This window comes from Rhodococcus sp. LMD, from assembly GCF_056108245.1.
Genome location: NZ_CM148557.1, coordinates 463,831 through 476,190, shown reverse-complemented (window position 1 = coordinate 476,190; position 12,360 = coordinate 463,831). Strand labels below are relative to the sequence as shown.

Here is a 12,360-nt window from a genome sequence, read left to right as displayed (position 1 = left end):
CCTTCGACCGTCAGGAGTGACCATGACCGTGGCCGACGAGCTGGCCGCACTGCGCCGCCGCACCGACACGATCTCGCCGCGCGAACTCGACGACCTGTGGGCGCGCCTCGAGCCCGCCCGCATCGACGATCTCGTCGGATACCGCTGGCGCGGATTCAGTTTCGACACCGGCCACCGCACCCACACGGTGCTGGGCAAGGCCCGGTGGTACGGCAAGCAGTTCGCCGCCGCCCACGACGTGCAGCCGCTGATGTGCCGGGACGCGAGCGGTGAGCTCTACTCCGACGTCGAAACCGGGCGCGGCGAGGCGTCACTGTGGGAGGTCCGGTTCCGCGGCGAGGTCACCGCCACCATGGTCTACGACGGTATGCCGGTGTTCGACCACTTCAAGAAGGCCGACGACGACACGCTCGTCGGCGTCATGAACGGCAAGGGCGGGCTCGTGTTCGACGCGGGCGAGCACTACTGGTTCGGTCTCGAACGCGACATCGCGCTGTAATCCCCTGCACCGCAAGCCTTCCGCCGGACACCCCCACGCTCCACAGGACCGAATGTGACATCCGGTCGATGCGATCGACCGGATGTCACATTCGGTCACTCGGGGCGCCGGTCCAGGTGCTCGAGCAGCCGGCGGACCGCATCGTCGAACTGCCCCGCGGTCTGCGCGATCACCTCGTCGCGGTCCCCCCTGCGGAACGCGTCGATCAAGCGGGCGTGCGAGTCGACGGCCGACCGGCCCCACTCCGGGTCCGCGGTGTAGAGCCGGTACGGGGTGTAGCGGGCCGCGCTGTAGAGGAACCAGGCGAGCTTCGGGCTGTCCGCGATCCGGTTGACCTCGCGATGGAATTCGAACTCCGCAGCGGCGATCCGGTCGGCGTCCGACGACGAGACCGCGCACCGTAGCGCATCGTTCAGCGCGGTGAGCCGATCGAGGTCCGCAGCGTCCGCGACCCGCAGCACGCGCACCGCCAGTTCCACCGCGATCTGTTTCTGCAGCCAGAAGATGTCGGCGACGTCACCCCGCCCGAGCGGCGAGACGACGTAACCGCGGTTGGGCACCGACTCCACGAGACCTTCCCCCCGCAGGGTCAGCAGCGCTTCCCGGACCGGGGTGACGCTGACCCCGAGTTCGGCTGCGGTCTCGTCGAGCCGCACGAAGTCGCCGGAGCGCAGCGCGCCGGAGATGATGAGGCCCCGCAGGTGGATCGCGACCTCCTCCGAAAGCTGAGGCCGTCGCCGCAGGGAACGGGCCGGTGCCGCCATCGTCTACAGTCCGTAGCTCTTGCCGATGATGTCGCGCTGGATCTCGTTGGTGCCGCCGAAGATCGTCGACACGATCGTCCGGCGGACATGGTGCTCCATGTCGAACTCGGTGGCGTACCCGTATCCGCCCATCATCTGCATGCCTTCGAGGGCCGTCTTCTTCGCGACCTCGGTGGCCTTGAGCTTGACCATGGACGCCTCGCGCGGAAACAACGTGCCCGGGTTGTCGTCGACGAGCCGCGCGACGCGGTACACGAGCAGGCGCGTGGCCTCGATCTCGGTGGCCAGGTCGGCGACGCGATGACGGATGGCCTGGAACGTGCCGACCGGCCGGCCGAACTGCTTGCGTTCGGTGACGAACTGCAGGGCGTCGTCGAAGGCGCGCTGCGCGGTGCCGAGCATCATCGCGGCCAGGATGAGCCGCTCGGTGTTCAGCCCGGCCATCAGCTGGGTCCAGCCGTTGCCGACCTCGCCGACGACGGCGTCCGCCGGCAGATGCACGTCGGTGAGGTAGAGGTCGTTGACCTCCTTGCCGCCCATGGTCTCGATGCCGCTGATCTTCAGCCCCGCGGTGCCGGCCGGCAGGTGGAACATCGTCAGGCCCTGATGCTTGGCGCCGCTGCGGTCGGTGCGGGCAACGAGCAGAATGTTGTCGGCGAAGTGCGCGTTGGAGCACCAGGTCTTCTGGCCGTTGATCAGCCAGCCGTCGTCGACCTTCTCGGCGCGGCAGGTCAGGGCGCCGACGTCGGATCCCGCCTCGGGTTCGGACATGGAGATGGACTGGGATCGACCCTCGACGATGCCGCCGAGCACGGTCTCCTTCTGCGCCCGGGTGCCGAACTTCTCGTAGGCGGCGCCCGTGATGAGGGTGGGGCCGATGCCCCCGATGGGTGCCATGCCCCGTGTGCTCTGCTCGAGCAGGATGCACAGGTCGACCGTGCTGCCGGCGGAGCCGCCGAACTCCTCGGGCACCGTCACGCCGAGCCAGCCGAGCTCGGCCATCTTCCGGTAGAGCTCCTGGTTGTGGCTGTGCTTGCCGTGGTCGGTGAGGGCGTCTCGCTGTTCGCGGGTGCCGACCTCCCGTCGGCAGAAATCGGCGACGGCTGCGGCGAAGTCCTGCTGCTCGGGAGTGAATTCCGTCAGGTTCGTGTGCATGGGATCGGCCTCCTGGCCTGGACAATTAGTGGGGGGTTGTCGACACCGGGCGCGCCGCCTAGTGTGATATCCACGACAGTGAATCACATCAAATATATTTGATGTGGCCCAGCGAAGGAAGCGTCGCCCATGACCCAGGAACTCACGCCCGCCGATACCCAGTCCCCGGCCCCTCCGGGGGATACCTTCGCGAGTCTCGACCCGCGCAACGGATCCGTCCTTGCCGAGTATCCGATCGCCGGTGCCGCCGACGTCGCCGCCGCCGTCGACCGCGCGCGTTCGGCGGCCCGATGGTGGGCCGACCAGGGCTTCCGGGGCCGCCGCGACTGGCTGCTCGAGTTCAAGCAGGCCGTCGCCGCCGACGCCGAGCCCCTCGCGGCCCTCGTCTCCGCCGAGACCGGCAAGCCCCGCGGTGACGCCTTCCTCGAGGTGATGCTCGCGATCGAGCACCTCGACTGGGCCGCCCGCAACGCCAGGAAGGTGCTGCGCCCGCGCACGGTGCCGTCCGGTCTCGCCAGCGCCAACCAGCGGGCCACCCTCGAGTACCAGCCGCTCGGCGTGATCGGCGTCATCGGACCGTGGAACTACCCGGTCTACACCCCGATGGGCTCGATCTCCTACGCCCTCGCCGCCGGCAACGCCGTGGTGTTCAAGCCGTCCGAGCTGACCCCCGGCGTGGGTAAGTGGCTCGAGGAGAAGTGGAACGGGCTCGCCCCGACGCAGCCGGTGTTCCAGGTGATCACCGGCCTCGGCGAGACCGGGGCGGCACTCGCCCGCTCCGGCGTCGACAAGGTCGCCTTCACCGGCTCCGGCGCCACCGCCCGCAAGGTCATGGCCGTGTGCGCCGAGACCCTCACCCCGCTCGTCGCCGAGTGCGGGGGCAAGGACGCGATGATCGTCGCGGAGGACGCCGACCTCGACAAGGCCGTGGAGATGGCCGCGTTCGGAGCGTTCGGGAACGCGGGCCAGACCTGCGCCGGCGTCGAACGCATCTACGTCGTCGAGCCGGTCTACCGGCAGTTCCTCGACAAGCTCACCGCGACCATGGAGCGGGTGCGCCCCGGCGGCAGCGACGACGCGAGCTACGGTCCGATGACCCTGCCCCGGCAGATCGACATCGTGCGCGGCCAGATCGACGACGCGCTCGAGCACGGCGCCCGCGCCGTCGTCGGCGGCCGCGAGTCCGTGCACGACCGTTACGTCGACCCGGTGATCCTCACCGACGTCCCGGAGCGGTCCTCGGCGGTGTGCGAGGAGACGTTCGGCCCGACGGTGGTGGTCAACAAGGTGCGCGATCTCGACGAGGCCGTCGAGCGCGCCAACGCCACCGACTACGGTCTCGGCGCGTCGGTGTTCACCAAGGACCGCGCGCGTGGACGGAAGATCGCCGACCGGCTGCGCACCGGCATGGTGTCGGTGAACTCGGTGCTCGGTTTCGCGGGCATCCCGTCGCTGCCGTTCGGTGGCATCGGCGAATCCGGATTCGGCCGCATCCACGGCGCCGACGGCCTGCGCGAATTCAGCCGCCCCAAGTCGGTGACCGTCGAGAGGTTCCGGGCCCCGCTGAACCTGCTCACCCTCGAACGCACCGCGCGGGACATGAAGATCGCCGCGTGGATGCTCCGCACCCGGCACGGGCGGTGACGCGGATGACGTCGACCTCCCCCGACCGCACCCGGGAACGCACGCGCGGGGCGTCCGTCGTCGCCCGCCCCGACGCCCGGACCGAGAAGGCCGCCACCTTCCCCGCGCCGAACCAGGACCCGCACGCCGGATTCGGGCGATTCGGCTGGCTGAAGGTGATCGAGGGCCTGGACCCGGTCACCCACCATCAGGACATCCTGCGGATCACCGCCGGGTACGAGTTCCCTTGGGACTACCAGCGGTCGCTCGAGTTCGCGCTGTTCCGTACCTACTGTGTGCCGAGCATCTCCGCGCTGCTGGCCCGCACCGGCGAGTTCGAGCACCGCCCGCAGAAGCGCTACGACGACACCGCGATCCTGATGTCCGAACTCGTCGAGCACGGGTACGACTCCGACCGGGGTCGCGAGTCGCTGCGCAACGTCAACCGGATGCACGGCAGGTATTCGATCGACAACGACGACATGCTCTACGTCCTCTCGACGTTCGTCTACGACCCGATCGACTGGATCGACCGCTACGGCTGGCGGCGGCTGCACCCGCACGAGCGTCTCGCCTCGTTCCACTTCTACCGGCAGGTCGGAATCCGGATGGGGATCAAGAACATTCCGGAGTCGTACCAGGACTTCCAGCGGTTCAAGCTGGACTACGAGGACGAGCACTTCACCTACAGCGACGACAACCACCGCATCGGCACCTACACCCTGCGGCTGTTCCAGTCGTGGTACCCGAAGGTGCTCGCACCCGCCGTCGCCACGGCCGTGTACTCGCTCATCGACGAGCGGATGGCGGCGGCATTCGGGTTCCCGCAGGGGTCCCCGCGGGTCCGGGCCGTCGCGGAGGCCGCGCTGCGGGCCCGTTCGGCGGTGGTACGCCGGCTGCCGAAACGACGGACCTCGATGGCCGCGAGCAATCCGAGCAACCGCACCTATCCGGGGTACCCGGAGGGCTACCGCCCGCGGGACCTCGGCGTGGAGTACTAGACCCGGGGAGGGAGGAGGCCGGTTCGCCGCCGGCACGCGGGCGGCGGACCGGCGTTACTCATACGGAAGGCACCTCGGAGGTGACGTGCTCGACGGGCCGCCGGTTCGCCGCCGGCAGCGCGAGCGCGGCCACGAACACCACCACCGCGCAGGCAGCGCACGCCAGGTAGGCGATCGAGAAGCCCGCCGCGGCGATGCCGCCGCTCACCAGATGCGCCGCAAGGACGGTCGCGACCACGGCGCTGCACACCGTGCTGCCCGTGGTGCGCAGCAGCACGTTGACGCCGTTCGCCGCGGCGGTCTGCTCGAGCGGGACCGCACCCATGATCAGCACCGGCAGTGTGCAGTACACGAGTGTGGTGCCGATGGCGGCGACACCGAGCGCCACCACCACCGACCACAGCGGCTTGTCGGGCACCGCATGCAGCGAGTAGCCGCCCAGCAGGAACAACGCGCCGGCCAGCATGGGGACCTTCGTGCCCCACCGGTCGGACAACCGCGCCGCGACGAGGGCGAACGACATCATCGCGAAGCTCGCCGGCAGCTGGCACAGGGCCGCGAGCAGGATCGGCAGCCCGTACCCGGCGCCGTGGTCGGGGTCGGCCTGCAGCAACTGCGTGGTGATGAGGGTGTTGCCGTAGAACGCGAACCCCACCAGCAGGGCGGCCAGGTGCGGCATCAGGACCGTGCGCCGCGCCGAGGCCCGCAGATCGACGAGCGGATTGCGGTTGCGCAGCTGCTGGAATCCCCACAGTCCGAACAGCACGACGGCGGCGGCGAACATCGACAGCACGGCGGGGCTGGTCCAGCCCCAGGTGCTGCCCTGGGTGAGGGGGACGAGCAGGCTCACCAGCGCGGCGCTCAGGCCGACCGCGCCGACGCCGTCGAACCGGCCGCCGGTGCGGGTGCGGGACTCGCGGATGAACACCGCGGCCGCGGTCGCCACCGCCGCGCCGATCGCGGTGGTGACCCAGAACAGCACGTGCCAATCCGCGAACTGGACGATGGCGGCGGCGAACGGGATGCCCAGCGCGGTGCCCAGGCCGAGGGTGGAGCTGAGCAGGGCGACGGCGCGTCCGACGCGGTCCCTGGGCAGTTCCTCCCGCAGGATCGACATGCCGATCGGAATGACCGCCGCGCCCGCGCCCTGCAGACCGCGGGCGGTGATGAGGACCGCGATGTTCGAGCTGATCGCGCACAGCAGCGATCCGACGGTCATCAGGACGAGCGCGACGAGCAGCATGCGCTTCTTGCCGACCATGTCGGCGAGCCGGCCGAAGATCGGGGTCATCACGGCCCCGACCAGCAGGGTGGCGGTCACCAGCCACGACACGGCCGTGGTGCCGGCGCCGGTCAGCGCCGGCATGCTCGGCAGCAGCGGCACCATGACCGTCTGCATGATCGCCTGGAAGATCGCCCCGACCGCGAGGATCGGGAAGACGAAACGCGACGGCCGGGGCGCGACCGCCGTCGCCGCCCCGCGGGCGGGCGGCCCGGCGAGCGACCGGTCCGGCCGGGATCCGCGCAGCCGGAGGGGGTGGGTGGACACGTACGCCATCGGCCCTCCTCCGCGCGGGGTGAATAATTGTTTACCAGGCTAAGTGAATAGCCGTTTACCCCGCAACAGAGGTGACCCGCATCTCACTCCGGGCCGTCGGTCACTCCGCCCCGTCGAGCAGCTCCTGCACCAGCGGCGCGTACCGCGCCACCACGTCCGGCACCGAACCGGTGGCGCGCTCCGCGAGCATGCGCCGCCGCATGATCGCCAGACCCATCACCATCGACATCGCCAGCTCCGCCCGCAACCGTGCATCCGGGCCGGGCAGGCGTGCCGCGAGCGCGTCGATCATCTGCTTCGAATAGTTCTCCCGGAGCTTGCTGTTGCTCTCCTCGCTCGCCCCGCTCATGAACAGGATGTTCATCGAGAGCGGCTTGTACGGTTCGAGCGGCCGCGCCAGCATCGACACCATCCGCTCCCCCAGCTGTTCGAGGGGACCGTCGAACAACACGTCCGCCGCGCTCTGGAAGTCGACCAGCGCGTCGAACAACTGCTCCTTGGAACCGAAGTACTTGATGATCAGCGCCGGGCTGACGCCGGCGTCCTCGGCGATGTCCTTGAGGGTGATCTCGCGGTACGGACGCGTCGCGAACGCCATGCCGGCCGCGTCGAGGATCCGGCGGCGCGTCTGCTCCCCGGTGCGTCTCGGGGCGGTCACAGTGTGCGTCGGCCCGAGAGCGCCCGCCCGAGGGTCAGCTCGTCGGCGAACTCGAGGTCGCCCCCCATGGGCAGACCGGACGCCAGCCGCGTCACGGTCAGGCCGGGGAAGTCCCGCAGCATCCGCACGAGGTACGTCGCCGTGGCCTCGCCCTCCGTGTTGGGGTCCGTCGCGATGATCACCTCGGTGACGTCGACGCCGTCCTCCTGATTGCCGATGCGGGTGAGCAGCTCACGGATCCGCAACTGGTCCGGACCGATGCCGCTGAGCGGATCGAGGGCGCCGCCGAGCACGTGGTAGCGCCCACGGAACTCGCGGGTGCGCTCGATGGCCTGCACGTCCTTCGGCTCCTCGACCACACAGATCTGGGTCCGGTCCCGGCGCGGATCGGAACAGATCCGGCACCGCTCCTGATCCGCCACCGTGCCGCACACCTCGCAGAACCGGACGCCGTCGCGCACCTGCTGCAGGGCCGCCTGCAGCCGGTCGAGCTCCGGCGGCTCGACCGACAACAGGTGGAACGCGATGCGCTGGGCGCTCTTCGGACCGATGCCCGGCAGCTTGCCGAGCTCGTCGATCAGGTCCTGGACCGGTCCCTCGTACACGTGACTCCTCTAGAAGCCGGGCAGACCGGGAATGCCGCCGCCGAGCCCACCGGCCAGGGGGCCGAGCTTCTCGGAGGCGATCTCCTGCGCCTTCGCCGACGCGTCGGCGATCGCGCCGATCACCAGGTCCTGCAGCGTCTCCACGTCCTCGGGGTCGACGACCTCGGGGTCGATCCGAAGGCCGACGACCTCACCGGTCCCCTTCACCGTCGCCGTCACCAGGCCGCCACCGGCCTGGCCGGTCACCTCCGCCTGCGCCATCTCCGCCTGGGCGGCCATCAGCTGCTGCTGCATCTGCTGCGCCTGCGCCAGGAGCTGCTGCATGTCGGGCATTCCACCGGGTTCCACAGGCATGTCCTTTCGCGGGATTTCGCAACTCAGGGTAGTCCGTCCCCGGTACCGTGACGGAATGCGCGTGCGTGGACTGTCCCGCCGGATCACCGTCGCCGCCACCTGCGTGCTGGCCCTGTCCCTGCCGGGAGTCCCCGCGACCGCGACCCCGGACCTGCCGCTGACCGGCCGCACCGTCTTCCTCGACCCCGGCCACAACGGCACCAACGACGCGAGCATCACCGCCCAGGTGCCCACCGGCCGCGGCGGCACCAAGAACTGCCAGACCACCGGCACCAGCACCGACTCGGGCTACGCGGAACACACCTTCAACTGGGACGTCGCGATGCTCGTGCGCGCCGAACTCGAGGAGCTCGGCGCGCACGTGCTGCTCAGCCGCCCCGACGACGCGTCCGTCGCGGCCTGCGTGGACCGGCGCGCGGAAGAGGCCAACGCCTCCGGCGCGGACGTCGTGGTCAGCCTGCACGCCGACGGCGGCCCCGCCGACGGGCGCGGCTTCCACGTCAACTACTCGGCGCCCCCGCTCGACGAGGTGCAGGCCGGCCCGTCCGTCGCCCTCGCCGTCGCCGTGCGCGACGCCCTCGTCGACGCCGGACTGACCCCGTCCACCTACCTCGGCACCGACGGCCTGCTCGGTCGCGACGACCTGGCCGGACTCAATCTGGCCCGACGGCCGTCGGTGCTGGTCGAGCTCGGCAACATGCGCAACGCGACGGACGCCGCGACGATGACCGATCCCGACGGGCGGCAGCGTTACGCCACCGCCGTCGTCGCCGGGATCGTCGCGTTCGCCGGCGACCCCGCCGACGCCCTCTAGTCCAGTTCGCGCTTCAGGTTCGCCAGCACCTGCTCCTGGATCTTGCGCAGCCCGAGCGGCGCGAAGGTCTTCTCGAAGAAGCCGCCGATGCCGCCCGCACCCTTCCACTCGGTCAACGTCACCACGGTCGAACCGGTGCCGTTGGGCACCACGCTCCACGTGGTCACCAGGGACGAGTTCGCGTCCCGCTCGGTGATCGTGCTGCCCGAGACCGCCACTCGCGCCTCGACGTCGCGAGCCCGCTTCTTCGTCGCCTGCAGGATCCAGTGCACGACCGTGCCGTCGCCGCGACCACCCGAGAGCACCCGGTAGTCGCGGTACTGCTCCGGGAGGATGCGCGGACGCACCGACTCGTAGTCCGCGAGGGCCTCGAGCACCCGCTCCGGCGCCGCGGCGAGCTGAATCGAACTGCTGGCGCTTACCTGTCCCACTGTTCCTCCTGTTGCCCGTGGGCCGCTCGGAGCGCGGCCGTCACCGGTTCCCATCCTGCCTGCTGCATCGTCGCGCCCGGGCGGGCCCGCGGGGCTATTGTGAAGGTCGCCACCGTGCGTCGCCCCAGGGAGTCGTATGCAGAAGCCGAAGTCAGTCGTAGTCCCGAGCGGAGAATCCGCACATCGGGCGGGTGTCGAGCGCCTGTTGCGTTCCTACCGCGCCATCCCTGCCGACGCCCCCGTGCGCCTGGCGAAGAAGACCTCCAACCTCTTCCGGGCCCGGGCCCGGGTGAACGCGCCCGGCCTCGACGTGTCCGGCCTCGGCGGCGTCGTCTCCGTCGACCCCGTCGCGCGCACCGCCGACGTCGCCGGCATGTGCACCTACGAGGACCTGGTCGACGCGACCCTGCCCCACGGCCTCGCACCCCTGGTGGTGCCGCAGCTGAAGACGATCACGCTCGGCGGCGCGGTCACCGGGCTCGGCATCGAGTCGACCTCCTTCCGCAACGGCCTGCCGCACGAGTCGGTCCTCGAGATGGACATCCTCACCGGCGCGGGCGAGATCGTCACCGCCACCCCCGACGGTGAGCACGCCGACCTGTTCCACGGTTTCCCCAACTCCTACGGCACCCTCGGCTACGCCACGCGCCTGCGCATCGAACTCGAACCGGTGAAACCGTACGTGGCGCTGCGGCATCTGCGGTTCGACTCGCTCGACGAGATGCAGTCGGCCCTCGACCGCATCGCCACCGAGCGGGTGCACGCCGGGGTGCCGGTCGACTACCTCGACGGGGTGATGTTCTCCGCCGCGGAGTCCTACCTGACCCTCGGGACGCAGACCGACGCCCCCGGCCCGGTCAGCGACTACACCGGCGAAAACATCTACTACCGCTCGATCCAGCACGCATCCGTCAACCATCCGCGGACCGACCGCCTCACCGTCCGGGACTACCTGTGGCGGTGGGACACCGACTGGTTCTGGTGCTCGCGCGCCTTCGGCGCCCAGGACCCCCGGATCCGGCGGCTGTGGCCGAAGCGCCTGCTCCGCAGCAGCTTCTACTGGAAGCTGATCGCCCTCGACCACCGCTACGGCGTCGCCGACCGTATCGAGCGGCGCAAGGGCAACCTGCCGCGCGAACGCGTCGTGCAGGACATCGAGGTGCCGATCGAACGGACCGCCGAGTTCCTGCGCTGGTTCCTCGACGAGATTCCGATCGAGCCGGTCTGGCTGTGCCCCTTGCGGTTACGGGAGGGCGGCCCGGTGGCGCGCGACGCCCAGCGGCCGTGGCCCCTGTACCCGCTCGAACCGAAACGCACCTATGTCAACGTCGGCTTCTGGTCGTCGGTCCCGGCCGTTGCCGGCGAGATCGAGGGCGCCGCGAACCGTCGCATCGAACACAAGGTCGCCGAGCTCGACGGCCACAAATCGCTGTACTCCGACTCGTACTACACGCGCGCGGAGTTCGAAGAGCTCTACTACGGCGGCGGGGACTATCCCGCCCTGAAGAAGCGTTACGACCCCGAATCCCGTTTGCTTGACCTCTTCTCGAAGGCGGTGCACAACAGATGACCACGTTGCGAGAACCAGGCATTCCCGACGGCCGGCTCACGCTCGCCCAGATTCTCGAGACCGTGACCGGCGGCGAGCTGCCGGTGCGGTTCACCGCGTACGACGGCTCCAGCGCCGGCCCGGCGGACGCCCCGTACGGCCTGCGGTTGACCTCCACGCGCGGCACGACCTATCTGGCGACGGCACCCGGCGACCTCGGCATGGCCCGCGCCTACGTCTCGGGTGACCTCGAAGCCGAAGGCGTCCATCCCGGCAACCCGTACGAGCTCCTGAAGGCCCTGGGCGACTTGCACTTCCAGCGTCCACCGGCACTGACGCTCGCGCAGATCGCCCGCTCGCTGGGGTTGGAGACGCTCAAGCCCATCGCGCCGCCCCCGCAGGAGCACCTGCCGCGCTGGCGCCGGTTCGCGGAGGGGCTCCGGCATTCGCGCAGCCGTGACGCCGAGGTGATCCACCATCACTACGACGTCTCCAACGCGTTCTACGAGCACGTCCTGGGCCCGTCCATGACGTACACGTGCGCGCTGTTCGACTCCGAGGCGCAGAGTCTCGAGGACGCACAGGAGAACAAGTACCGCCTCGTCTTCGAGAAGCTGCGGCTGCAGCCCGGGGACCGTCTCCTCGACATCGGCTGCGGCTGGGGCGGGATGGTGCGGTACGCGGCACGGCGCGGCGTCAAGGCACTCGGCGTCACCCTGTCGCGGGAGCAGGCGGAGTGGGCGCAGAAGGCCATCGCCGACGAGGGACTCACCGACCTCGCCGAGGTCCGCTTCTCCGACTACCGCGACGTGCCGGAGACGGGCTTCGACGCGATCTCCTCGATCGGGCTGACCGAGCACATCGGCGTGCAGAACTACCCCACGTACTTCCGGCGGTTGCACGACAAGCTGCGCGAGGGCGGCTTGCTGCTCAATCACTGCATCACCCGTCCGGTCAACCGCGGCCCCGTCAAGGCCGGGGGCTTCATCGACCGGTACGTCTTCCCCGACGGGGAACTCACCGGCTCGGGGCGCATCATCACCGAGATCCAGGACATCGGCCTCGAGGTGCTGCACGAGGAGAACCTGCGCCAGCACTACGCGCTGACCCTGAAGGGCTGGTGCGAGAACCTCGTCGCCAACTGGGACGCGTGCGTCGCCGAGGTCGGCGAGGGCACCGCCCGCGTGTGGGGCCTGTACATGGCCGGTTCCCGCCTCGGCTTCGAACGCAACGTCGTGCAACTGCACCACGTCCTGGCCGTCAAGCTCGGCCCGGATCAGGAGCCGAACGTCCCGCTGCGCCCGTGGTGGGTCGCATAGGCCGCTCCGCGGCCCGTGCGCGGTTCTGGT

At 70.0% G+C, this 12,360-nt stretch carries 13 protein-coding genes; 6 read left to right on the top strand and 7 right to left on the bottom strand.

Features of this window, described 5'->3' with window-relative positions; all coding sequences use genetic code 11:
* Positions 1 to 22: 22 nt before the first annotated feature.
* On the top strand, positions 23 to 499 hold the full coding sequence (locus tag ACWPQI_RS02170) for a DUF4334 domain-containing protein (RefSeq protein WP_064065586.1): 477 nt from the start codon (positions 23 to 25) through the stop codon (positions 497 to 499).
* Between the two features lie 95 nt (positions 500 to 594).
* On the opposite strand, the gene ACWPQI_RS02165 is transcribed toward ACWPQI_RS02170, so the two are convergent.
* Entirely contained in the window at positions 595 to 1,263 is a 669-nt protein-coding gene (locus tag ACWPQI_RS02165; protein WP_017681520.1) for a GntR family transcriptional regulator, read from the bottom strand.
* 3 nt (positions 1,264 to 1,266) lie between these two features.
* The gene (locus ACWPQI_RS02160) at positions 1,267 to 2,418 is read right to left on the bottom strand and encodes an acyl-CoA dehydrogenase family protein (RefSeq protein WP_010594933.1); all 1,152 of its coding nucleotides are present in this window, start codon (positions 2,416 to 2,418) and stop codon (positions 1,267 to 1,269) included.
* 129 nt (positions 2,419 to 2,547) lie between these two features.
* Here ACWPQI_RS02160 and ACWPQI_RS02155 point away from each other — a divergent pair, with 129 nt between their 5' ends.
* Positions 2,548 to 4,062 carry an aldehyde dehydrogenase family protein gene (locus tag ACWPQI_RS02155; RefSeq protein WP_010594932.1) on the top strand — a complete coding sequence of 505 codons (1,515 nt, stop codon included), beginning with the start codon at positions 2,548 to 2,550 and terminating at the stop codon, positions 4,060 to 4,062.
* Positions 4,063 to 4,067: 5 nt separating this feature from the next.
* Complete coding sequence (locus ACWPQI_RS02150; protein ID WP_043822944.1) at positions 4,068 to 5,042, top strand: oxygenase MpaB family protein; 975 nt, start codon at positions 4,068 to 4,070, stop codon at positions 5,040 to 5,042.
* 58 nt (positions 5,043 to 5,100) lie between these two features.
* On the opposite strand, the gene ACWPQI_RS02145 is transcribed toward ACWPQI_RS02150, so the two are convergent.
* From ACWPQI_RS02145 to ACWPQI_RS02130, 4 genes are all read right to left on the bottom strand, one after another.
* The gene (locus ACWPQI_RS02145; protein ID WP_010594930.1) at positions 5,101 to 6,600 is read right to left on the bottom strand and encodes an MFS transporter; all 1,500 of its coding nucleotides are present in this window, start codon (positions 6,598 to 6,600) and stop codon (positions 5,101 to 5,103) included.
* A gap of 100 nt (positions 6,601 to 6,700) precedes the next feature.
* Positions 6,701 to 7,198, bottom strand: a complete 498-nt coding sequence (locus ACWPQI_RS02140) for a TetR/AcrR family transcriptional regulator (protein ID WP_225223163.1) — start codon at positions 7,196 to 7,198, stop codon at positions 6,701 to 6,703.
* A 56-nt stretch (positions 7,199 to 7,254) separates the two neighbouring features.
* Entirely contained in the window at positions 7,255 to 7,863 is a 609-nt protein-coding gene (recR, locus tag ACWPQI_RS02135; protein ID WP_010594928.1) for a recombination mediator RecR, read from the bottom strand.
* Positions 7,864 to 7,872: 9 nt separating this feature from the next.
* On the bottom strand, positions 7,873 to 8,196 hold the full coding sequence (locus ACWPQI_RS02130; protein WP_010594927.1) for a YbaB/EbfC family nucleoid-associated protein: 324 nt from the start codon (positions 8,194 to 8,196) through the stop codon (positions 7,873 to 7,875).
* Positions 8,197 to 8,272: 76 nt separating this feature from the next.
* Here ACWPQI_RS02130 and ACWPQI_RS02125 point away from each other — a divergent pair, with 76 nt between their 5' ends.
* The gene (locus ACWPQI_RS02125; RefSeq protein WP_072786557.1) at positions 8,273 to 9,031 is read left to right on the top strand and encodes an Rv3717 family N-acetylmuramoyl-L-alanine amidase; all 759 of its coding nucleotides are present in this window, start codon (positions 8,273 to 8,275) and stop codon (positions 9,029 to 9,031) included.
* On the opposite strand, the gene ACWPQI_RS02120 is transcribed toward ACWPQI_RS02125, so the two are convergent.
* Entirely contained in the window at positions 9,028 to 9,462 is a 435-nt protein-coding gene (locus ACWPQI_RS02120; RefSeq protein ID WP_010594925.1) for an SRPBCC family protein, read from the bottom strand. The two genes, ACWPQI_RS02125 and ACWPQI_RS02120, sit on opposite strands and share 4 nt — an antisense overlap.
* 136 nt (positions 9,463 to 9,598) lie before the next feature.
* Here ACWPQI_RS02120 and ACWPQI_RS02115 point away from each other — a divergent pair, with 136 nt between their 5' ends.
* Both ACWPQI_RS02115 and ACWPQI_RS02110 read left to right on the top strand, forming a co-directional pair.
* Positions 9,599 to 11,032 (top strand): FAD-binding oxidoreductase, encoded by a 1,434-nt coding sequence (locus ACWPQI_RS02115; RefSeq protein WP_010594924.1) that lies wholly within the window; start codon positions 9,599 to 9,601, stop codon positions 11,030 to 11,032.
* Complete coding sequence (locus tag ACWPQI_RS02110) at positions 11,029 to 12,330, top strand: class I SAM-dependent methyltransferase (RefSeq protein WP_010594923.1); 1,302 nt, start codon at positions 11,029 to 11,031, stop codon at positions 12,328 to 12,330. Before ACWPQI_RS02115 ends, ACWPQI_RS02110 begins: the two co-directional genes overlap by 4 nt.
* Positions 12,331 to 12,360: the final 30 nt, after the last annotated feature.